We start from the raw sequence: 22112 nt of genomic DNA on the forward strand, positions 1-22112 counted from the left end.
CTATCGTGAGGCAAGTTCGTAATTCTGACGCATATGACGAGCTTGCGGAAGTGAAAAATGAGTGATGCCTGGCCGACTGAGCTGCTTGTGTCAAAAGACCGGCGCGAACTGACCGTCTCTTTTGATGACGGCAGCGTTTACCGTCTCCGAGCCGAGATGCTGCGCGTCCTTTCTCCCTCGGCCGAAGTGCAGGGCCACGGGCCGGGGCAAAAGGTCACGGTGCCCGGAAAACGCGATGTCGCCATCCGCTCCATGGTCGCGACCGGCAATTATGCGGTGCGCATCATCTTTGACGATGGCCACGATAGCGGCATCTACACCTGGAAATATCTGAAGGAACTGGGCGAGACCGGCGATGCGCTGTTTGCGGATTATGAGCGGGAGCTCGCCGAAAAGGGCTTGAGCAGAGAGCCGCGATACCGGTAGACGGACGCAAGGCCTGCGGACCCACCCTCATTCCTGTGACAAGCATACCAATGAGGGGAGGAGGACAGCGGCATCCGAGGATCGCATGCCCTGAGCGACAAATAACCCGTTGAATCTGTGCATCGTCCTTCAGTAAAATCGTTTTCGCTTTTCACGCCGATGCGCTAGGAAGTGAGGGAGGGAACACCCTCGTCTTATCGATTTTCAGCGGGGTGGCGTGTGGCTGTAGAAGCGAACGGGAATGATCTGGCCCAGGTGGTCGTGCTTTTGGCGGCCGGCGTTGTTGCCGCGCCGATCTTCAAGCGCATCGGCCTCGGTTCGGTGCTCGGTTATCTGGCCGCCGGTCTGGTGATCGGGCCTTACGGTCTCGGTTTTTTCTCCGATTCGCAGGCCATTCTGCATATAGCGGAACTCGGCGTGGTGATGTTCCTGTTCATCATCGGCCTTGAGATGCAACCGTCGCGGCTGTGGTCGATGCGGCAGGATATTTTCGGGCTGGGTGCGCTTCAGGTGCTGGTCTGCATGGCCGGCCTGACATTGATCGGGGTCGGTCTCGGTTTTCCCGTCATCATGTCGTTCGTTGCCGGCACCGGTTTCGTGCTGACCTCGACGGCCATCGTCATGCAGATGCTGCAGGAGCGCAACAGCATGTCGAGCCTGAAAGGGCAGCGCATCATCGCCATTCTGCTGTTTGAGGATCTGGCCATCGTGCCGCTGCTGGCGCTTGTCGCTTTCCTCGGTTCGGGCGGCGAACACGTCACGGCATCGGAGCGCTGGGCTTCCGTCGGCATCGCGCTTGCTGCCGTCGGTGCGCTCATCCTTGCCGGGCGTTATCTGCTCAACCCGTTCTTCCGCCTACTGGCGGCCTCCGGCGCGCGCGAGGTGATGACGGCCGCCGCGCTGCTGGTGGTGCTGGGTTCAGCGCTTCTGATGCAGGTCAGCGGCCTTTCCATGGCCATGGGGGCCTTTCTCGCCGGCGTGCTGCTGTCGGAATCCTCCTTCCGCCATCAGCTGGAAGCGGATATCGAGCCGTTTCGCGGCATTCTGCTCGGCCTGTTTTTCCTCGGTGTCGGCATGGCGATCGATCTTGCCGTCATTGCCTCCAGCTGGCAGCTCGTGGTCATCAGCGTTGTGGGCTATATGCTGCTCAAGGCCTTCCTGATCTATGGCGTGGCGCGGGCGCTCGGCACCACCCGGCGCGAAAGCCTGGAACGGGCGGTGCTGATGGCGCAGGGCGGCGAATTCGCCTTCGTGCTCTATTCGGCTGCCGTCAGCGCCGGCATTCTCGACCGGGAGGCGAACGCCATCCTGACGGCGACCATCATCATCTCCATGGTGCTGACGCCGCTGATGGTCATACTGCATGACCGGCTGGTGCCGGCGGCGGTTCCCAATACCGACGATCTCGACGTGCCTGAAAATGTCGAGGGCAGCATTCTGCTGATCGGCTTCGGCCGTTTCGGCCAGATCGTCAGCCAGCCGCTTCTGGCGCGCGGTTATACGCTGTCGCTGATCGACAAGGACGCCGACTTCGTGCGCGATGCGGCGGAATTCGGTTTCAAGGTCTATTATGGCGACGGTTCGCGGGCGGAAATCCTGCATGCGGCCGGTGCCAGCACGGCACGCGCGGTACTTATTTGCGTCGATGACAAGGAAGCTGCTGTGCGGATCGCAGAGATCGTCAAACACGAATTTCCGCTGGTTCCGGTTCTCGCCCGTGCTTACGACCGCGGCCATGCCATCGATCTGCTGAAAGCCGGCGTCGACTACCAGATCCGCGAGACGCTGGAATCGGCGCTGAGTTTCAGCGAGGAAGTGCTGGGCGCCATGGGCGAGGAGCGGGAAGACGCCGCACGCCTGGTGGAGGAATTCCGCGACCGCGACGAGGAGCGTTTCGCCATGGAAGTCGTCGGCGGCATCTATGCCGGCCGTTCGCTGATCCGCGGCAACGCCCAGCCGGCCGATCTCGTGGCCGCCCGCACCGCGCGCGAGCGGGCAGAGCGGGAAAAGGCGGAAGCCGCAGAGGAATAGGACGCCCCGGTCTTTCGGCGGCGACAGAGGCAATTGGCAGGGATAGGAACGGACATGACGATCATTCGCACGGTTGAGGAATTGAAGGCCATCTATGACAGCACGAGCGAGGCGTCGATCGCCAAGGTGACAGCCGCGCTGACAGCCGAATACCGGCTGATAATCGAAACTTCGCCATTCCTCGCGCTGGCAACGGTGGGGCCTGAAGGCATGGACTGTTCACCGCGCGGCGACAAGGGCGGCGTGGTGCGGGTGGCCGATGACAGGACCGTGCTGTTGCCGGACTGGCGTGGCAACAACCGCATCGATTCGCTTCTGAACATCGTGCGCGACCCACGGGTGGCGCTGATGTTCCTGATCCCCGGTTCCAACACGACCATGCGCATCAATGGCCACGCGGTGGTTTCCGTCGATACGGGGTTGTTGCAGAGCTTCGAGATGGATGGCAAACATCCGCGCACCGTCATCGTGGTGACGATAAACGAGGTCTATTTCCAGTGTGCACGGGCGCTGATGCGCTCCGAACTGTGGAACCCCGCCAATTTCGTCGATGTGGCATCGCTGCCGACGCCCGGCACCATGCTCAAGGCGGCGAAGGCGGAGTTCGATCAGGAGACTTATGATCGGGAATGGGCGGCGCGGGCGGCAAAGACCATGTGGTGAGGCATCAATTGCCGCAGCAACAGGTTGGCATTTAAAGGGCATGCACTTGCGTCACCCCGCCCTCATTCCTGTGACGAGCACAGGAATGAGGGCGTCAACGGAACGGCTGCTGCCCTCTAATTTTCACGTCCGATAAATCAGCCAGTTCTTGCCCGCATAGTTCTTCTGCATGCCGTCCTCGTAATAGATGGAACGGTTCCGGCCGGTTTCCTTGGCATGATAGAGCGCGGTGTCTGCGTGGCCGTAGAGTTCGCTCGGGTTGCTGGCCTGTGCGGCGGAAGCGAAGCCGAGGGAGATTGTGACCGTGCCGTAGTCGGCGCCTGATCTGGAATTGCGGAAGGGCGTGCTTTCCAGCGACAGGCGGATGCGCTCGCACATCACCATCACCTCTTCCGGCGTATTGCCATCCAGAATGATGGCGAATTCCTCGCCGCCGCTTCTGGCGACGAAACCATCCTTGCGGACATTGGCGCGGATGACGGAGGCGACGGTGGCGAGAATCTTGTCGCCGACCGGGTGGCCGAAAGTGTCGTTGATCCGCTTGAAGTGATCGATATCGAGCAGGACGAGCGTGGTATATTGCAGGCCGATGGAGCTGTCATAGATGGACGCCAGCCGGTCATCGAAGGCGCGTCGGTTGGACAGGCGCGTCAGCGAATCCGTATTGGCGATGCGCTTGTACTCATCCAACTCCAGGCGGACCTGGTGCATTTCCTCGGCATGGCGGTTGACATCGTTGAAGGTCTTTTCGCCGTCGATGATTTTCGAGCCAGTGGCCTCGGCCAGCAGCGAAATCGCATTCCTTAGAATATTGCTGCTGGCTGCATTCTTGTCATCGATGCGCTGGCGCGTTTCACCGAGTATCCGGTTGTAGTTTTCGATGGAGGATTGTTCGCGCCTCAGCGTGCCCAGAAGGCCCTCCAGTTCGCGCCTGAGCTTCTCATGCGCGTCGTCGATCGACCGGGCGGGATTTCCTTCTCCGTAACGGGAGGACAGCTCGTCCAGATCCTCCTGCGTCACCCGGTGTCCAAGCGCGGCCAGCTCCTTCGTCAGGGCAGGGTTCGAGCCGATATAGGCTTCGTAAAAGAGACTATAGTTACGCGGGATCGGCGAAACACCCATGCTCCGCATGGCATAGGCAATCTGCCCGGCAATGTCGGGCCCCGTGGTTTTGGGCGTGGATGCCGTGTTCATCAAGAAACTCCAGTGAGTCTGCTTATCGACTATGATTATTATTATGAAGTTCGTTTTGGAAAGCTTAATTTATGGGAAACTAATTTTTGTGCCATGAAACTTCATTTTTGCCACTTTGTATTTTATTTAATTGATAAATATAAGTAATTTTCATTTTCCCGAATTCCGGAACTTTTTCCTCTATTGTTTGCCTTGGTGACAGAACCGCATTTATTCTGTCAATCCCAATAACGGAATTCGTGTGGTTTATTTTGGTACAACAAGATGGGGAAATAATCCCGGCGTGAAAAGGTATGGTGGCTTTTTAATTCGGCGCGACCCCGCCTATAGGCGGTTCTTTTTTTGTCATTCGTGTCGGGATACAGGAATGTTACAGTCTTATCTTGGGTTCCCGCGCCTGCGGGATGCGGCAGCGCCGTTTTGGGACGGCGCGGCAATCATTCGGCAAGGTTCAGGAAAAGGCCAGTTATGCGGCCGGCCGTAATCCGCCCGTATAGACCGTGCGTCAGGATTTCAACCGGATGACCGGGCATTCTGTCCCAGCCGTCGCCGCTGGCGCATTTGGCGGGCGCACGAGCAGCCCGTCGGAATGGGCCAATATCTTCATCATCGATGAGTCCTGCTTCGTATGGGCTTCCGCCACCAGCAGGCCGTTTTCGTCGGTGCTGAAACGGGCGCGCAGATAATCCTGCCGATGATCATTCGCTTTCAGCGGTGTGGCGGTGCGGGCGGTCGCCGCTCGTTGCCGGGGTGCGCGGCGGGCGATGCTGCGGATCAGCGGTTCCAGGAACAGCAGGCCGCAGACAAGGCTGGCAACCGGGTTTCCAGGCAGGCCCAGAACCTGCATGGAGCCGATGGCGCCGACCATTAGCGGTTTTCCCGGACGCATGGCGATGCGCCAGAAATCGAGCTGCATGCCTTCCGCCTTCAAGGCTGCCTGCACGAGGTCATGGTCGCCGACGGAAGCGCCGCCGAGCGTCACCAGCACATCGACATTCGCTGCGACGGCCTTGCCGATGGCGGCGCGGATCAGCCTGTCATTATCGGCGACGATGCCGAGATCGATGACCTCGGCCCCGGCCTGCCGGGCAAGGGCTGCGACGCCGAAGGTGTTGGAGGCGATGATCTGCGCGGGCTGCGGCGCGCTTCCCGGCGGCAGCAACTCGTCGCCGGTGGCGAGGATGGCGATGCGGGGCCTGCGATAGACAGTGAGAGCGGCATGGTTCATCGCGGCCGCCAGCGTCAGTTCGGTGAAGCCGAGTTCCCGACCGGTCTTCAGGGCCGCTTCGCCTTCGGTAAAATCCTGTCCGCGCGGGCGGATATGTCGCCCGGCGGTGACGTCGAAGGCGGTGCGGATTTTTCCGCCCTCCAGCACTTCGGCATCTTCCTGAATGAGAATGGTATCCGCACCCTGAGGCACGGGCGCGCCGGTGAAGATGCGAACGGCCTGGCCTTCACCTACCGTGCCGGTAAAGGCATGGCCGGCGGCGGCCTGACCAATGACGGTCAGCACCGAGCCGATATCGGCCGCATCGGCGCTGCGCAGCGCGTAGCCGTCCATGGCAGAGGCGTCGAAGGGCGGCTGGGTGAGGCGCGCCGTCAGATCGGTCGAAAGAACCCGGCCATCACATTCGGCAAGCGGTAGGGTCTCGCTTTCCGCTACAGGAACCGCCGCTTCCAGAAGGCGCCTTATGGCTTCATCCACGGGCAGCAGCGGTTTCATTCAATTCTCCTGTCGCCGGAAATCGCCGGATTTACCGCCGCTCTTTTCGAGCAGGCGGATATTGACGATCTCCATCGCCTTGTCGGCGGCTTTCGCCATGTCATAGATTGTCAGGCAGGCGATGGAGACGGCGGTCAGCGCTTCCATCTCCACGCCGGTCTTGCCGGACAGTTTCACCAGCGCTTCGACCCGCAGGCCGGGCAGGGCGGCGTCTTCGGCAATGTCCACCGCCACCTTGGTCAGCATCAGCGGATGGCAGAGCGGGATGAGGTTTGCCGTCTGCTTGGCGGCCATGATGCCGGCGAGGCGTGCTGCGCCGATGACATCGCCCTTCTTGGCGTTGCCTTCGCGGATGAGCGCCAGCGTTTCCGGCTTCATCTTCACGAAACCTTCGGCCACTGCGACACGGACGGTTTCGGCCTTGTCTCCGACATCGACCATATGCGCTTCGCCGCTCGCATCGATATGGGTGAGCTTCTGGCCATCGCTCATTGGCGTCTTATTCCGCGGCCAGAATGCCGGATTGGCCGGTCAGAAGCGCCTTGGTGGCCGCTGTCACATCGTCCTTGCGCATCAGGCTTTCGCCGACGAGGAAGGTGCTGATGCCGCTTTTTTCGAGACGCTTACAATCCTCGAAGGTGAAGATGCCGCTTTCGCCCACCAGCAGCTTGTCAGCCGGTACGAGGCCCGCCAGTTTTTCGCTGGTTTCGAGGCCGACTTCGAAGGTGCGCAGGTTGCGGTTGTTGATGCCAAGAAGCGGGGAGGCGAGCTTCAGCGCGCGCTCGGTTTCCTCTTCATCGTGCACTTCGATCAGCACATCCATGCCGAGCGCGAAAGCCTCGTCTTCGAGGCGCTTCGCATCGTCGTCCGACAGCGATGCCATGATCAGGAGAATGCAGTCCGCACCCCAGGCACGGGCCTCATGCACCTGATAGGTGTCGAACATGAAATCCTTGCGCAGCGCCGGCAGGGCGCAGGCATTGCGGGCGGCGGTCAGGAATTCCGGCGCGCCCTGAAAGCTTGGCCTATCCGTCAGCACCGAAAGACAGGCAGCGCCACCGGCTTCATAGGCGGCGGCCAGCGCCGGCGGATCGAAATCCGGTCGGATGAGGCCTTTCGAGGGGCTGGCCTTCTTGATTTCGGCGATAAGCCCGAACTTGCCTTCGGTCTGTTTTGCCCGCAGCGCCTTATAGAAACCGCGCGGTGCGCTCTGGTCCGCAGCCATGGCCTTCAGATCGGCCAGCGAAACCTTGGCCTTGGCGGCGGCGATTTCCTCGAGCTTGTAAGCCTCGATCTTTTTCAGGATGTCGCTCATGATCTCGCTCTCATTCCTGCCCTGAATTGGCTTCGTTGGATACGGCGACCAATCGGTCGAGCGCGGCAGCGGCCTTGCCGCTATCGAGCGCATCGCTTGCAATCGTCATCGCGTCGGTAAGCGTTTCCGCCTTGCCGGCAATGACCAGCGCTGCGGCCGCGTTGCACAGCGACACGTCACGATAGGCGTTGCGCTTGCCGGACAGAACCTCGCGCAGCGCTGCCGCATTGGCAATGCCATCGCCGCCCTTCAGGTCTTCCATGGAAGCGGGCTCGACACCGAAATCCCTCGGCGTCAGATCGAAAGTGCGGATCTTGCCGTCTTCCAGCGCCGCGACGTGGGTAACGCCCGTCGTCGTCACCTCGTCCATGCCGTCGCCATGCACGACCCAGATGCTCTCCGACCCCAGATCGCGCAGCACTTCGGCGAGCGGCACCAGCCAGCGCGGCGAGAAGACGCCAAGTAGCTGACGTTTTGCACCGGCGGGGTTGGAGAGGGGGCCGAGCAGGTTGAAAATGGTGCGGGTGCCGAGTTCGACGCGGCTCGGGCCGACATGGCGCATGGCCGAGTGGTGAAGCTGCGCGAACATGAAACCGAGGCCAGCCTCCGCGATGCAGCGGGCGATGAGATCGGGACCGATATCGAGCTTCACGCCGAGTGCCGAGAGGGCATCTGCCGTGCCTGACTTGGAGCTCAGCGCCCGGTTGCCGTGTTTGGCGACCGGCAGACCAGTGCCGGCGGTGATGATCGAGGCCAGGGTCGAGATGTTGTAGGTGCCGATGCCATCACCGCCGGTTCCGACGATATCGATGGCATTGGCGGGGGCCGAAACCGGCAGCATGCGGGCACGCATGGAAGAAACGGCGCCGACGATTTCGTCTACCGTTTCGCCACGCACGCGCAGCGCCATCAGGAAACCGCCGATCTGCGACGGGGTGGCTTCGCCCGACATCAGAATGTCGAAAGCAGTGCGCGCATCCTCGCGGTTCAGGCTTTCTCCGTTCGCGACCTTGGCGATCAGCGGCTTCAGTTCGGCCATCTTGTCGCCCCCCGGTTAGAAACCGACCATCGCCTGATCGGCGAGGGCCTGATTGATCGTCACACCATAGTCATTCTGCAGGCGGTTGACCATCTGGTCCAGCATGTCGTCGCCGGCGGCGCGGGCAATGGCGGCGAACTGCTGGTCGTCATTGGCGAGCGCATCGGCAGGCGCATTGGTGTCGACCGAGGTGACCTTGAAGAGGATACGGCTGGAACCGTCGGCATCAGCCGCCTCGCCCACCTTGCCCTCTGCGCCGGAGAAGACCGCCGCGATCGTCTGCTGGCCGAAAATAGCGTCTTCGCTGTTGCGGCGCAGGCCGGACTTCTGTTCGACCGCGAGGCTCAACTCACCCGCTACTGCTTCCAGCGTCTCGCCCTTTTCGACGCGCGTTTTCAGTTCTTCGGCTTTGGCGGCAAGCGCGTTACGCTGCTGCTCCGCCGTCCAGTCGGCCACGACATCGTCGCGGACTTCGGCAAGCGTGCGGTCGCGGGCGGGGATGATCTGGTCGACATCGAACCAGATGTAGCCTTCACGCCCGAGATTTATCGGCAGCGCTTCCGTCCCGGGTTCGGTCTTGAAGACCTCCTGCGCCAGCTGCGGGGAGGGCAGGCCCTCAACCTTATCACCCTTTTCATCGAGGCCGGACGCGTCGATGGCGGCGACGGTGACGGGTTTCAGGTTCAGCTGCTGGGCAGCGTCGGCGAGCGAAGAACCGCCGGCGCGCAGGTCTTCATACCGGTCGTGAACATTGGTGATTTCTTCGGCGGCGGCGGCCGTGGCGAGATCCTTGCGGATATCTTCCTTCGCCTCTTCCAGTGTGCGGGTCGTTTCCGGCTTGATGCCGGTGACGCGCAGGATGACCGGGCCAAAAGAGCCGTCGACCACCGGAGATACGCCGCCATCCTTCTGGATGGCGAAAGCGGCGTCGGCAATCGACTGGTCGGGAATGGTGTCCTTGGTGAATTCGCCGAGCGTGACGTCGGACGCGGTCTTGCCCTGATCCTTCACCACCTGGTCATAGGTGGTGTTGCCAAGCCTGATCTGCTCGGCGGCAGCGGCTGCCATTTCCTTTTCCGGGAAGGTCAGCTGCTCGACGGTGCGACGGCCGGCGGTGCGGAAGCTGTCCTTGTGGCTGTTATAATAATCGGCAATCTGCGCGTCCGTTACCGACGCCGGTTCTGCAATATCGGATGGTTCCAGCTTCACATAGGTGAACTTGCGGAATTCCGGTGCGCGATATTTCGCCTTGTTGGTTTCGAACCAGGGGGCAAGCACGTCGTCGCCCGGTGCCTTGACCGGTGGAATGACGGCGTTCGAAAGAATGACGTAATCGACGGCGCGCTGCTCGTTGCGATATTGTTTCAACGCATCCACCAGCACCTGCGGTGCGGTAAAACCGTCCGACACGGCTTCGACGATCTGGCTTCGGACGGCGACCTTGCTGCGTTCCTTGATATAGTCATCCTCGCGGAACCCCGAATTGCGCAGGCGTTCGCTGAAGAGATTGCGATCGAACTGGCCGTTGACCGACTTGAAGGCCGGGTCTTCGGCGATCAGGTTGGCGAGGCGGTCTTCCGAAAGGCCGAGATTCATTTTTGATGCCAGTTCGTCAAGTGCTGCGCCCGCCGCAAGCTGGCTAAAGACCTGACGATCAATGCCGAAGGCCTTGGCCTGCTCGGTCGTCAGCCTTGTTCCGAATTGACGGCTGAGATCGGAAATCTGGCGCTGATAGGCAAGGCGGAATTCCTGCGGGCTCACCGTCTGGTCACCCACCGTCATGACGGCATGGGAATTGGAGGTGACAAGCGATGCGGAAACGCCCCAGACGCCGAACGAAACAACAAGCAGGAGAAGCAGCAGCTTGGCTGCCATGGTTCGAGAAGCATTTCTCAGGGAATCGAGCATCGTTATGCAAACCTCACAGGAACGTCATTGCGGTCGCCAGCCTTCCGGCCCGCAACGTATCGGCGTTCCTTAAATCAATCCAAAGGGAAATTGAAGGGAATTTGCCTTGGAAAAACGGGGTTTTGAAAACGCTTATGTGATTGGAGGCCGGTTTTTCGGCCGTCATCTTCTCCGTATCGCCCCGTGAGGCGGCAAAATAAAACCGCCCGGAGGGTCCAGGCGGTTACGAAGAATCATTTTAAAAAGCGCTGAGGCCGGTCTGCCGCGCTCAGAAGGCGCGGTTTCGGCGGATCGTCGCCTTGAATTCCTCATCCTCGCGTCGCATCTCGGCGACCACGGAGATCATCGACGTCACGAACATTACGCTGATCAGGGCCAGAAGCATCGTCAGAAATGTAAACATGATATCGTCTCCGGGAGATTTGAGAAAATTCTCTCCGTTACTCAGTAATAATTCATATACTGATAACGGGCGGTCAGCTGCGGGTAGTCCGGTCCCTGGGCTTCAGGCTTCTGCTCATAAAGGCTAAACGTCGTTGCTACCATTGCGATAACCAGTACTGTCCAGGCGGTGCTGATGAAGCTGATTTTCGCCGAAGTAGACTGTTTTTCTCTTACAAACATCTGTCCGTTCCTTTGGTTCTGTCTTAACGCACCATGTTTCAACATGTTCCGCGTTAACCGTAAAAATCGATTAGCATCGCCCCGGTGAAACTTCCTTGAATGGCTCGTTCATCTGGCGTTCAGGAATCTGGCGAAGGGCGTCATTCGAGAAAAACATACTCGGCTGCGAATGATGCGATGACCGAAAGGACGATCATGAAGGCCAGCATTTTCAATTCTCCGGGTGATTAACGGGTGAGGGGCGTTTCGGTTTCCCGATGCTGTGCATTTAAACAAAATAGCTGTGAAACAGCACTGAACGGCCCATTCATCCGGGGTTCACGCCACAGCCGTGCGTGTGAGGGATGGTTATAAAGTCTTGCGCGGCGTGCCTCTCCATGACAAAAGGCGGCACATATGTCGAAGCGTCGAGACGCGCCCACCACCTGAGAGCGATATGACGATTGCCTTTTATCCAGGATCCTTCGATCCGATGACCAACGGACATCTGGATGTGCTTCTCCAGGCGCTGAACGTGGCGTCGAAAGTCATCGTGGCCGTCGGCATTCATCCCGGAAAGGCGCCGCTGTTCAGCTTCGAGGAACGGGCAGGGCTGATAAAGCAGGCGCTTGCCGAACATCTGCCGGGTGAAGCGGCGCGCATGGAAGTCGTCTCCTTCGATAATCTGGTCGTCGATGCCGCCCGAAAGCACGGCGCACGCCTTCTGCTGCGCGGCCTGCGCGACGGCACCGATCTCGATTATGAAATGCAGATGGCCGGCATGAACCGCCAGATGGCGCCGGATATCCAGACCGTATTCCTGCCCGCCGGCACATCGTCGCGACCCATTACAGCCACATTGGTCCGGCAAATCGCCGCCATGGGCGGCAATGTCGAGGCTTTCGTGCCGAAAGCCGTGCTTGAAGCCCTCAACGCCAAGCTGAAGCGCTGACTTCAGCCTTACATTCTGGAGCCAATCCGATGAAACTCGTTCGATTTGCCTTTGCCGGCGCCATGTTTGCAGGCGCACTTGCCGCCAGCACCCTTGCTTCTGCAGCCGAACTCTTGACCGTGCAGCTGAAGGACGGTCCTGTCGTTATCGAGCTGATGCCGGAAGTTGCGCCCAAGCACGTTGCGCAGATCGAGGCGCTGGCCAAGAAGGGCGCTTATGACAATGTCGCCTTCCACCGCGTCATCGACGGCTTCATGGCGCAGACCGGCGACGTGCAATACGGCAACATGGAAAAGGGCTTCAGCGCCCAGCGCGCGGGTACGGGCGGTTCCGACCTGCCGGATATTCCGGCCGAATTCTCCAAGGTTCCGTTCACGCGCGGCGTGGTCGGCATGGCCCGCTCGCAGGATCCGAACTCCGCCAATTCGCAGTTCTTCATCATGTTTGCCGACGGCCCGTTCCTGAACGGTCAATATACCGTGGTCGGCAAGGTCGTGTCCGGCATGGAAGCCGTGGACAAGATCAAGCGCGGGCAGGGCAGCAACGGCGAAGTTTCCAACCCCGACCGGATGATCAAGGTCACCGTCGGCAAGAAGTAAGGTAGGGCAATAGAGCCCGAACAGAGGAGAATAACATGGCCGAGATCAAGGATCCGGAAAACACCATCATCATGGAAACCACGACCGGCAAGGTCGTGATCCAGCTGCTGCCTGAAGTTGCGCCGGGCCACGTCGCCCGCATCAAGGAACTGGTATCGGAAGGCGCCTATGACGGCGTCGTTTTCCACCGCGTCATCGAAGACTTCATGGCCCAGACGGGTGACGTGAAGTTCGGCAAGAAGGGTTCCGAAAGCTTCAACCCGGCCCGCGCCGGCATGGGCGGTTCCGACAAGGAAGACCTGAAGGCAGAATTCTCCGCCATTCCGCATGTGCGCGGCACCTGCTCCATGGCCCGTTCGCAGAGCCCGAACTCCGCCAACTCGCAGTTCTTCATCTGCTTTACCGATTCCCCGTGGCTCAACAAGCAGTACACCGTCTGGGGCCAGGTCATCGAAGGCATGGAAGCCATCGACAAGGTCAAGCGCGGCGAGCCGGTGAAGGATCCCGATTCGATCGTTTCGATGAAGCTCGCTTCTGCGGCTTGAGCGTAGCGTATAAAGCGTTTACCCGCTCCGCAGGAAACTGCGGGGCGTTTCACATTGATGACAAGGGTGCCAACCACGCAGACGTCATCCTCGGGCTTGTCCCGAGGATCTGATGATCCACAACGTCAACGTGGTTAGATCCTCGGGACAAGCCCGAGGATGACGTCGAGCGTAGAGGCACCCTTGTCATCACCTTCCACCCGCCCCACGCAATGCAGGGCGGGTTTTGATATTTTCGAGAGCCCTTGCAATGCGCGTAGACCTGTTCGATTTCGATCTGCCCGAGGAGAATATCGCCCTTCGCCCGGCAAACCCGCGCGACAGTGCGCGCCTGCTGGTGGTCGATCCGAATGAAAATCGCATGGAAGACCATCGCGTCTTCGACCTTCCGTCCTTCCTGCGACCCGGCGATGCGCTTGTCTTCAACGACACCCGCGTCATTCCTGCCCAGCTGGAAGGCGTGCGCCTGCGCGACGGTGCGCCGGAGACGGCGGTTTCGGCCACGCTGCACATGCGCGCCGATCAATCGCGCTGGAAGGCCTTCGCGCGTCCCGGCAAGCGCATCAAGGAAGGCGACCGCATCCGGTTTGGTTACGAGCGCGACAATGCTAATTCATTCAGCGGGGCCTGCGGCCTTGCCCATCTCGAAGCCACCGTTGAGGAAAAGGGCGAGGACGGCGAGATCACGTTGCTGTTCGACGTTTCCGGTCCGGTGCTGGATGAGGCGATTGCCTCCGTCGGCCATATTCCGCTGCCGCCCTATATCGCGGCCAAGCGACCGGAAGATGCGCAGGACCAGACCGACTACCAGACCATCTACGCCCGCGAGAAAGGCGCCGTTGCCGCCCCCACCGCCGGCCTGCATTTCACGCCCGAGCTGTTTGCGGCGCTCGACAAGGCCGGTATCGAGCGGCATTTCGTGACGCTTCACGTGGGGGCAGGCACCTTCCTGCCGGTCAAGGCCGACGATACCGATGACCACAAGATGCATTTCGAGATCGGCCACGTCTCGCAGGAAACCGCTGACCGGCTGAATGCGGTGAAGGCGCGCGGCGGACGTATCGTCTGCGTCGGCACGACGTCGCTGAGGCTGATCGAAAGCGCGGCGACGGAAGATGGCGCCATCCACCCATGGTCCGACGCCACCGGCATCTTCATCACGCCGGGATACCGCTTCCGCGCGGTCGATATGCTCATGACCAATTTCCACCTGCCGAAATCGACGCTGTTCATGCTCGTTTCGGCTTTCTGCGGTCTCGAAACGATGCGTGACGCATATAAGCACGCCATCGAAACCGGATACCGCTTCTATTCCTATGGCGATTCCAGCCTGTTGTTCCGGAAAAACTGATGCACGACAAATTCACTTTCACCCTGAAAGCCACGAGCGGCGGCGCGCGCCTCGGCGAAGTCGCCATGCCGCGCGGCGTCATCCGCACGCCCGCCTTCATGCCGGTTGGCACCGTCGGCACCGTCAAGGCCATGTATCTCGATCAGGTGCGCGAGCTGGGGGCCGATATTATTCTCGGCAATACCTATCACCTGATGCTGCGGCCGGGTCCTGAGCGTGTTGCGCGCCTCGGTGGCCTGCATGAGCTGATCCGCTGGCCGCATCCGATCCTCACCGATAGCGGCGGTTTTCAGGTGATGTCGCTTTCCGGCCTGCGCAAGCTTGATGAGCAGGGCGTGACTTTCAAGAGCCATGTTGACGGTTCGCTGCACCACATGTCGCCGGAACGCTCCATCGAAATTCAGGGCATGCTCGATTCCGACATTCAGATGCAGCTTGACGAATGCATCGCGCTGCCCGCCGAACGCAAGGAAATCGAGCGCGCCATGGAAATGTCACTGCGCTGGGCCGAGCGCTGCCGCGTCGCCTTCGGGGAGCAGCCGGGCAAGGCCATGTTCGGTATCGTGCAGGGGGGCGACCAGCCGGACCTGCGCATTCGTTCCGCAGAGGGACTGAAGCAGCTCGATCTCAAGGGGTATGCGGTGGGCGGACTTGCCGTCGGCGAGCCGCAGGATGTGATGCTCGGCATGCTCGATATCACCCTGCCGGTGCTGCCCACCGAAAAGCCGCGTTACCTGATGGGTGTCGGGACGCCTGACGATATTCTCAAGTCCGTCGCGCGCGGCATCGACATGTTCGACTGCGTGATGCCGACCCGCTCCGGCCGTCATGGACTGGCCTTTACCCGCCGTGGCAGGGTCAATATCCGCAATGCCCGCCACGCCGAGGATATGCGCCCGCTGGACGAGCAGTCCAACTGCCCGGCCTCGCGTGACTATTCCCGCGCCTATCTGCATCACCTCACGCGCTCCAACGAGGCGCTTGGCGGCATGCTGCTCTCCTGGCACAATCTTGCCTATTATCAGGAGCTGATGCAGGGTATCCGCAAGTCGATCGAGGAAGGCCGTTTCGCCGATTTTTATGCGGAAACCATCGAAATGTGGGCGCGGGGCGATATAGACCCGGTTTAGGTTGCAGAGCCTCCCCGACACTCGACGTCATCCTCGGGCTTGATCCGGGGACCGAGGATGACGGAGGAGAGGTTTCTATTCGCCGCTTTGAACGCCCCAAACCTTCATTCTACGGATTTTTCCTTGGCACACGCGCCTTACGTTCTTTTCCGGGATGATACGACCGGCACGGTGACAGCCTTCACCGAGCCGGAAGAGATCATCGTCGCGGATGAACCGGCGGCGTTTTTTGCCGCGCTGGAGCGCATGGAGGCGTTGCGGCGCGCCGGGAAATACCTTGCCGGCTATATGTCCTACGAGGCTGGTTTCCTGTTCGAGCCGAAGCTTGCGCCTTTTGCCGCCGAGCCCCGCAACGTACCGTTTCTCAATTTCGGCGTCTTCTCCGGCCCGCAGCCGGATGAAGGCCGCTTTGCGCGACCCGACGCGGTGCCAGATGCGGACGCCTTTCTGACCGAACCGGTAGCGGCCTGGACGCTTCCCGAATATCGGCAGCGTTTCGAGAAGCTGCATGAGCATCTGCGTCGCGGTGATTGTTACCAGGGCAATCTGACCATGCCCGTTCACGCCCGCTGGAGCGGCGATCCGCTGACGGCCTTCTGGTCGTTGATCGAACGGCAGCCGGTGAAATATGGCGCGCTGGTCGATCTCGGCGGCCCGGTCATCCTGTCGCGGTCTCCGGAACTGTTTTTCTCGGTCGATGCGGAAGGTTTCATCGAAACCCATCCGATGAAGGGAACGACGCCGCGCGGGGCCGATGCGGAAGAAGACCGGGCGATCATCGCCGCAATGCTTGGCGACGAAAAGACGCTCGCCGAAAACCGCATGATCGTCGATCTGCTGCGCAACGATATTTCCCGCATTACCGAAGTCGGCAGCCTTGATGTGCCGCGGCTGTTCGATATCGAGACCTATCCGACCGTGCATCAGATGGTCAGCCATGTCAGGGCGAAACTTCTGCTCGACGTGACGGTGGAAGATATCTTCGCCGCCCTGTTTCCCTGCGGCTCCGTTACCGGCGCACCGAAAATGTGGGCGATGAAAATCCTGCGCGAGTTGGAGGCGACCCCGCGCGACGTCTATTGCGGCGCAATTGGCTTCATGTCTCCAAATGGTGAGATGCGGTTCTCCGTGGCGATCCGCACGCTCAGCCTGTTTGACGACGGCCGTGCGGTCTTCAATGTCGGCGGCGGCATCGTGTTCGATTCCGTAGGTGAGGCAGAGTATGACGAGTGTCTGCTGAAATCGAAATTCGCGGTGGGGGACAGGTTGCTGCGGGGGTGATTATCGCCCGATCACCTCAAACGTCCCATCCTCAACCAGCACTTCCTTCGCCGCCGGGTGGCTGAGAAAGCCCACGGGGCTGGCGCTGGCGCCATAAGCGCCCGATTGCAGGATGGCGATGAGGTCGCCGGCTTTCAGCTTCGGCAGGGCCGCATTGCGGGCAAGCGTATCGAGCGGCGTGCAGAGCGGGCCGACGATGGTTGCCGTTTCCTCATGCTCCGCCTGCATCATGGCAGGTGCGACAATGGGATAGTTGCGCTTGACGATCTGGCCGAGATTGCCGGATGCTGCAAGGTGATGGTGCATGCCGCCATCCACCACCACGAAGGTGGTGCCGCGCGAGGTCTTTACGGAATTGACTTCCGCCACATAGATGCCGCCGGGACCGGCGAGGAAGCGGCCGGGTTCGATGATGATATGGGCTTCGGCGATCAGCGGGTGCTCGTTAAGAAGCGCTTTGAGATCGGGAATGGCAGCGGCCACCTTCGCGAGATCAAGCGGTGTCTCCCCGGCGAAATAGGGGATGCCGAGACCGCCGCCGAGATCGATGGTTTCGAGCGGCTTGCCGAGCATCTCGGCCATGCGCGCGGCAACGGAAATGCCGTGTCGCCACTGGGAGACAAGCATGTCGGCATCGAGAATCTGCGTGCCGCCGTAAATATGGACGCCGACGAGATCGATATATCGGGCGTCCTTGAAGAGCGGCAGGACATTTTCCAGCTCTTCCTCGTCGAAACCGAAGGCGGTGGCCTTGCCGCCCATGCGCATGGCGCCCGCCTGCGCATCCGGCACCGGATTGATGCGGATCGACGCCTTGACCGGCCTGCCGATCGCCTCGATGCGGGCAATTTCCTCGGCGCTTTCGATGTGGATTTCGCCGATACCGCTCTCGATCACTTCGCGCAGTTCGGCCATGCCTTTGCCGGGGCCGGCGAAGATGATGTTTTCCGCTGCGACACCAGCCTTAATGGCGGCGCGATATTCGCCGACGGAAGCGATTTCCGCACCCGCACCTTCCTGCCGGAGAAGCGAGACGATGGCGGGCAGGGGATTGGCCTTCACCGAATAATAGATATCGGCAAAACCGCCCAGCGCGGTTTCGAGATCGCGATACGCGCGGCGCATGGCGGCGGCGTCATAAAGGAAGCACGGCGTTCCGGTCCCGGCGACAATATCGCGCACGGAAAGTCCGCCGATCATCAGATCGTTCTCGCTTATGTCGAATGACGCGGCTGCAAAGGTCGGGCCGTGGGTCTGGGGTTTATCCGTTGGCGCCATTGTCCGTCCGTTCGCGCACCAGCGCGCGGTAATCCACCTTGCCATTGGCCGTGACCGGCAGTCGTTCCACCAGTTCGATGGCGCGCGGGATCATGAAGGGGGCGAGCATTTCGGCGGCCTTCTTCAGCGCTGCCGAAACGTCGATATTCTGGTTGGCGGCAGTCGCCACGGCATGGACCTTTTCGCCCGCGAAGGGGTCCGGCAGGCCGATGACGGCGACCTCACGGAAAAGCCCCGTCGACATCAGGCTTTCCTCCACCTCGGTCGGGCTGATGCGATAGCCCGACGATTTGATCATCGCATCGTTGCGGGCGACGAAGCTGAAGAAACCGTCCTCGTCCTCCACCGCCAGATCGCCGGAATAACATACGGTCTCGCCGCCCAGCGCCGCCGGAATGAAGGGGTGAGGGCGCAGCACCTTTGCCGTATCCTCCGGCCGGTTCCAGTAACCCAGCGAGACGGTTGGGCCGCGATGCACGAGAATGCCGGGTTCACCCGGCTTCGCCCTCTGTCCCTTATCGGTGACGATGAAGATTTCACATTCGGGAATGGCCTTGCCGATGGAAGTTGGGCGGCGGTCGATTTCATCGGGCGGCAGGAAGGTGGAGCGGAAGGCTTCCGTGAGGCCATACATCAGGTAGATTTTCGTATCCGGCAACTTCTCGCGCAAGGCCTTGACGGTTTCCTGCGGCACGCGTCCGCCGGAATTGGTGATGTAGCGCAGATGCGGCAGAGGCGTCTTTGTCAGCGACGGGGCGGCTTTCGTCAGGATCGCCCAGATCGTCGGCACGCCGGCGAGACCCGTGATGGCATGGTCGCGCAGATCGCGGATAATCTCGTCGCCCAGCCGGAAGGTGGAGATGATCGTGGCCGCACCCTGTTCCACCGCCGTGAGCAGCTGGTTCAGGCCATAATCGAAGCTGAAGGGCAGAAGGGACAAAATGCGGTCGCTGCCGGTGATTGCCAGATAGGTGCGCACGATGCGCGCGCCGGCCAGAAGATTGCGGTGCGACAGCATCACGCCCTTGGGCGAGCCGGTGGAGCCGGAGGTATAAAGAATGGCGGCCAGGTCTTCGCCGATTGCCGCTGAAGGGCGGGCAGGCGTTGCGCGGGTTTCGATCTCTTCCGCCAGCAGCACCGTGACATCGGGAAGGTCTTCCAGTGCCGCTTTCAGCTCTTCCATCATCGCGGCGTCGCTGATGACGATTTTTGCGCCGCAATCCTTGACGATATGGCGAATCTGCTGCGCTTTCAGCAATGCGTTCACCGGCACGAAGACGCCGGACGCCATGCTCACACCGAAGATCGACCAGCATTCCGCGATGCCGCGCGGCAGATAGATAACGACGCGGTCACCGCGTTGCGCGCCGGCTTCCTGCAATGCCGCTGCGCAACGGGCCGCCGCTGTGGCAAAGTCGCGATAATTCAGCGATCGGTCCTTGTGGACTAGTGCCTGGTCGTCGCTTGCCGCGCGGGCGGTAAGCAGGTGGTGCAGCAGGAAATGGGGTGTCATCTCCTCCGTTCCCTGAGGACGAAGGCGACGAGATCGGCCGGCGTGCCGAGATTTTCGGGCTGGAAATGCTCGTCATCGAGAATGATGCCGAAACTCTCGCCGAGGAAGACCATCAACTCGAGAAAGCCGAGCGAATCGATCGCGCCGCCTTCGAGAAGCAGCGTATCGGCGGAAAAGGGGGCATAGGCGGGAAAACGGTCAGCCAGGTAGGAATAAATCGTGTCGGCAACGTCGATTTCATTTTCTTTCGCCGCGAGCATGCTTGTTCTCCAATTTCCCGTTTGAAACCATGGACCCGCCCCGGAACGACGCTTTGCCTGTAAAGGCCAGGATTCCATCAGGTCACGAAGGATTCACTAGAATACCTAAGGTGGCAATAACACCAACTCTGAGTATGTTTCGTTAATAAACTGTGGGTTCCATGCGCCTTTTACTTGTATTGGTGCAATTTTATGTGCGGCAAAGCCGGCCGCCTTTCGGTCCTCCTCGCAAGCCGCCATGGTGAGCGCGAGCCGGCCTTTACCCAGCAGGTGGCGGGCAATGGCGGGCAGGTGGCTTTGCGCGATCTGCCGGTCCTCGCAATAGATCAGGCGGGCGGAGGGGAGTTTTTTGGTTATGGTTTTCAGGAAAACCAGAGGATAGGGACGGCCTTCCGCTTCCAGAATGGCCACGATGCAGCCCAGACGGGCGTGGTCTTCCAGCATGTCGCGTGTTTCTGAAGAGAGAGTTTTCGCCGTTGTCTGTGTGAACGGATGAAGCCGTCCGCCTGTCGGGCGAAAAGTCGTGAGCGGCAGCGGATAAAACAATGTGCAATTTGTCACCGTGTGAAACCCCAGCCGCTCGTTCAGCTGGCGGGCTTCGGGCGAGGGGGTGAGATCGGTGAAGAGTTCGTTTTCGTCCGATGACGCCATCTGCAACATGCGCGGCGCGAACCAGCGGCAGGACGGCTCGACATACCAGCTTGAAAGATTGACGATCACTTGGCCGGTATCGGGCAGGCGGCTCCTGATTGTCAGCAGCACGCCTGCGGCATCGCCGCCCTTCATCAGCAATTGGCCGATGGGGCCGAGATGACGCCGCTCGTGATGTTCACCGATAAGCGACAGGCCGCGCTCCCAGAAGGCCTCGCTTTTTTCCGGAAAACCTTTCGCCAGAAGGCCAACGGCGGCGGCGCGGTTTCCGTTGTCGATCGGTACGATTTTCACGGGTCGCTCTCCGCTGTCTGGCCTTGCTCTGGCCGGGGAGAGGTTTTCAACTCCACCGCGCAGTATCGGCTTACGACGATAGATTTACCGTGCCGTTAATCGCCATGGCTGCAGCAGACTCTTGGCAATCACATTTGCACGAATGGCGGGCGCACCGTCAGGCGCGCCCGCCTTCGCCTGGAATCAATAAACCACGACGCCGCGGATCGATTCACCCTTGTGCATCAGCTCAAAGCCCTTGTTGATGTCTTCGAGCGGCATGGTGTGGGTGATCATCGGGTCGATCTGGATCTTGCCTTCCATGTACCAGTCGACGATCTTCGGCACATCCGTGCGGCCGCGCGCGCCACCGAAGGCGGTGCCCATCCAGTTGCGGCCGGTGACGAGCTGGAACGGACGGGTGGATATTTCCTGGCCCGCACCCGCAACGCCGATGATGACGGATTTGCCCCAGCCGCGATGTGAGGCTTCCAGCGCCTGGCGCATGACCTTGGTATTGCCCGTGCAGTCGAACGTATAGTCCGCGCCGCCGATCAGGTCGCCATTACGCTTCGTCATGTTGACCAGATAGGGCACGATGTCGTCGCCGACTTCCTTCGGGTTGACGAAGTGGGTCATGCCGAACTTCTCGCCCCAGGCCTTACGATCGTTGTTGATATCGACACCGATGATCATATCCGCGCCGGCAAGGCGCAGGCCCTGAAGCACGTTGAGGCCGATGCCGCCGAGACCGAAGACGATTGCGGTGGAGCCGATCTCGACCTTAGCGGTGTTGATGACGGCGCCGATGCCGGTCGTCACGCCGCAGCCGATGTAGCAGACCTTATCGAAGGGCGCGTCGGGATTGATCTTGGCCAGCGCGATCTCGGGCAGAACCGTATAGTTCGAGAAAGTCGAGCAGCCCATATAGTGATGGATCTTGTCCTTGCCGATGGAGAAGCGCGAGGTGCCGTCAGGCATCACGCCCTGGCCCTGCGTGGCGCGGATGGAGGTGCAGAGATTGGTCTTGCGCGATGTGCAGGAATAGCACTCACGGCATTCCGGCGTGTAGAGCGGAATGACGTGATCGCCCTTCTTGACCGAAGTAACGCCGGGGCCGACATCAACGACGATACCGGCGCCTTCATGGCCGAGGATCGCCGGAAACAGGCCTTCCGGATCGGCGCCGGAGAGGGTGAAATCGTCGGTGTGGCAGATGCCGGTGGCCTTCACCTCGATCAGCACTTCGCCGGCGCGGGGACCTTCAAGCTGAACGGTCATGACCTCGAGCGGTTTTCCTGCCTGAATGGCAACGGCGGCGCGAACGTCCATATTCGATCTCCTCAGTCTTTTAATGTCGAAATAAAAAGGTTTTGC

General features: G+C 60.6%; 22 protein-coding genes. 9 read left to right on the forward strand and 13 right to left on the reverse strand.

Going from position 1 to position 22112, the window contains the following annotated elements:
- Nucleotides 1-57 precede the first annotated feature (57 nt).
- From PL599_RS11700 to PL599_RS11710, 3 genes are all read left to right on the forward strand, one after another.
- A complete protein-coding gene (locus tag PL599_RS11700; protein WP_142912302.1) occupies nucleotides 58-426 on the forward strand; it encodes a gamma-butyrobetaine hydroxylase-like domain-containing protein in 369 nt (122 codons plus the stop codon).
- A 219-nt stretch (nucleotides 427-645) separates the two neighbouring features.
- Nucleotides 646-2457: a monovalent cation:proton antiporter-2 (CPA2) family protein gene (locus PL599_RS11705; protein WP_269824687.1), complete on the forward strand. Its 1812-nt coding sequence runs from the start codon at nucleotides 646-648 to the stop codon at nucleotides 2455-2457.
- A gap of 54 nt (nucleotides 2458-2511) precedes the next feature.
- Nucleotides 2512-3120: a pyridoxamine 5'-phosphate oxidase family protein gene (locus PL599_RS11710; RefSeq protein ID WP_269824686.1), complete on the forward strand. Its 609-nt coding sequence runs from the start codon at nucleotides 2512-2514 to the stop codon at nucleotides 3118-3120.
- A gap of 123 nt (nucleotides 3121-3243) precedes the next feature.
- On the opposite strand, the gene PL599_RS11715 is transcribed toward PL599_RS11710, so the two are convergent.
- The 8 genes from PL599_RS11715 to PL599_RS11750 all read right to left on the reverse strand — a co-directional run bounded on the left by PL599_RS11715 (nucleotide 3244) and on the right by PL599_RS11750 (nucleotide 10923).
- Nucleotides 3244-4314 (reverse strand): GGDEF domain-containing protein, encoded by a 1071-nt coding sequence (locus tag PL599_RS11715; protein ID WP_269824685.1) that lies wholly within the window; start codon nucleotides 4312-4314, stop codon nucleotides 3244-3246.
- Between the two features lie 505 nt (nucleotides 4315-4819).
- A complete protein-coding gene (locus tag PL599_RS11720; protein ID WP_269824684.1) occupies nucleotides 4820-6037 on the reverse strand; it encodes a molybdopterin molybdotransferase MoeA in 1218 nt (405 codons plus the stop codon).
- Nucleotides 6038-6529: a cyclic pyranopterin monophosphate synthase MoaC gene (gene moaC / locus PL599_RS11725; RefSeq protein WP_077982170.1), complete on the reverse strand. Its 492-nt coding sequence runs from the start codon at nucleotides 6527-6529 to the stop codon at nucleotides 6038-6040.
- A 7-nt stretch (nucleotides 6530-6536) separates the two neighbouring features.
- Nucleotides 6537-7352, reverse strand: a complete 816-nt coding sequence (gene trpC, locus PL599_RS11730) for an indole-3-glycerol phosphate synthase TrpC (protein WP_077982171.1) — start codon at nucleotides 7350-7352, stop codon at nucleotides 6537-6539.
- A gap of 10 nt (nucleotides 7353-7362) precedes the next feature.
- A complete protein-coding gene (gene trpD, locus PL599_RS11735) occupies nucleotides 7363-8391 on the reverse strand; it encodes an anthranilate phosphoribosyltransferase (protein WP_142912296.1) in 1029 nt (342 codons plus the stop codon).
- 15 nt (nucleotides 8392-8406) lie between these two features.
- The gene (locus PL599_RS11740; protein WP_137410468.1) at nucleotides 8407-10299 is read right to left on the reverse strand and encodes a peptidylprolyl isomerase; all 1893 of its coding nucleotides are present in this window, start codon (nucleotides 10297-10299) and stop codon (nucleotides 8407-8409) included.
- A 268-nt stretch (nucleotides 10300-10567) separates the two neighbouring features.
- Nucleotides 10568-10702 (reverse strand): hypothetical protein, encoded by a 135-nt coding sequence (locus PL599_RS11745; RefSeq protein ID WP_006314429.1) that lies wholly within the window; start codon nucleotides 10700-10702, stop codon nucleotides 10568-10570.
- A 41-nt stretch (nucleotides 10703-10743) separates the two neighbouring features.
- Nucleotides 10744-10923 (reverse strand): hypothetical protein, encoded by a 180-nt coding sequence (locus tag PL599_RS11750; protein WP_271359070.1) that lies wholly within the window; start codon nucleotides 10921-10923, stop codon nucleotides 10744-10746.
- Between the two features lie 436 nt (nucleotides 10924-11359).
- On the opposite strand from PL599_RS11750, the gene coaD reads away from it, so the two are divergent.
- The 6 genes from coaD to PL599_RS11780 all read left to right on the forward strand — a co-directional run bounded on the left by coaD (nucleotide 11360) and on the right by PL599_RS11780 (nucleotide 16760).
- On the forward strand, nucleotides 11360-11854 hold the full coding sequence (gene coaD, locus PL599_RS11755) for a pantetheine-phosphate adenylyltransferase (protein WP_077982176.1): 495 nt from the start codon (nucleotides 11360-11362) through the stop codon (nucleotides 11852-11854).
- Nucleotides 11855-11883: 29 nt separating this feature from the next.
- Nucleotides 11884-12453 (forward strand): peptidylprolyl isomerase, encoded by a 570-nt coding sequence (locus PL599_RS11760; RefSeq protein ID WP_269824683.1) that lies wholly within the window; start codon nucleotides 11884-11886, stop codon nucleotides 12451-12453.
- A 35-nt stretch (nucleotides 12454-12488) separates the two neighbouring features.
- Nucleotides 12489-12998, forward strand: coding sequence for a peptidylprolyl isomerase (locus tag PL599_RS11765; RefSeq protein WP_077982178.1), 510 nt, complete (start codon nucleotides 12489-12491; stop codon nucleotides 12996-12998).
- A 250-nt stretch (nucleotides 12999-13248) separates the two neighbouring features.
- Nucleotides 13249-14349, forward strand: coding sequence for a tRNA preQ1(34) S-adenosylmethionine ribosyltransferase-isomerase QueA (gene queA, locus PL599_RS11770; protein ID WP_269824682.1), 1101 nt, complete (start codon nucleotides 13249-13251; stop codon nucleotides 14347-14349).
- A complete protein-coding gene (tgt, locus tag PL599_RS11775; RefSeq protein WP_065115820.1) occupies nucleotides 14349-15479 on the forward strand; it encodes a tRNA guanosine(34) transglycosylase Tgt in 1131 nt (376 codons plus the stop codon). Before queA ends, tgt begins: the two co-directional genes overlap by 1 nt.
- A 123-nt stretch (nucleotides 15480-15602) precedes the next feature.
- Nucleotides 15603-16760, forward strand: coding sequence for an aminodeoxychorismate synthase component I (locus tag PL599_RS11780; RefSeq protein WP_269824681.1), 1158 nt, complete (start codon nucleotides 15603-15605; stop codon nucleotides 16758-16760).
- Here PL599_RS11780 and PL599_RS11785 read toward each other — a convergent pair whose 3' ends face one another.
- The 5 genes from PL599_RS11785 to PL599_RS11805 all read right to left on the reverse strand — a co-directional run bounded on the left by PL599_RS11785 (nucleotide 16761) and on the right by PL599_RS11805 (nucleotide 22067).
- Nucleotides 16761-18038 carry a type III PLP-dependent enzyme gene (locus PL599_RS11785; protein WP_269824680.1) on the reverse strand — a complete coding sequence of 426 codons (1278 nt, stop codon included), beginning with the start codon at nucleotides 18036-18038 and terminating at the stop codon, nucleotides 16761-16763.
- Nucleotides 18022-19551: an AMP-binding protein gene (locus PL599_RS11790; protein ID WP_269824679.1), complete on the reverse strand. Its 1530-nt coding sequence runs from the start codon at nucleotides 19549-19551 to the stop codon at nucleotides 18022-18024. The genes PL599_RS11785 and PL599_RS11790 overlap by 17 nt, the downstream gene beginning before the upstream one ends.
- Entirely contained in the window at nucleotides 19548-19811 is a 264-nt protein-coding gene (locus PL599_RS11795; protein ID WP_077982183.1) for an acyl carrier protein, read from the reverse strand. The genes PL599_RS11790 and PL599_RS11795 overlap by 4 nt, the downstream gene beginning before the upstream one ends.
- 105 nt (nucleotides 19812-19916) lie before the next feature.
- Nucleotides 19917-20657, reverse strand: coding sequence for a hypothetical protein (locus tag PL599_RS11800; RefSeq protein WP_332909360.1), 741 nt, complete (start codon nucleotides 20655-20657; stop codon nucleotides 19917-19919).
- A 282-nt stretch (nucleotides 20658-20939) separates the two neighbouring features.
- Complete coding sequence (locus PL599_RS11805) at nucleotides 20940-22067, reverse strand: S-(hydroxymethyl)glutathione dehydrogenase/class III alcohol dehydrogenase (protein ID WP_077982185.1); 1128 nt, start codon at nucleotides 22065-22067, stop codon at nucleotides 20940-20942.
- Nucleotides 22068-22112 lie beyond the last annotated feature (45 nt).

It is taken from the genome of Agrobacterium sp. ST15.16.055, assembly GCF_027956555.1.
Classification (GTDB): domain Bacteria; phylum Pseudomonadota; class Alphaproteobacteria; order Rhizobiales; family Rhizobiaceae; genus Agrobacterium; species Agrobacterium salinitolerans.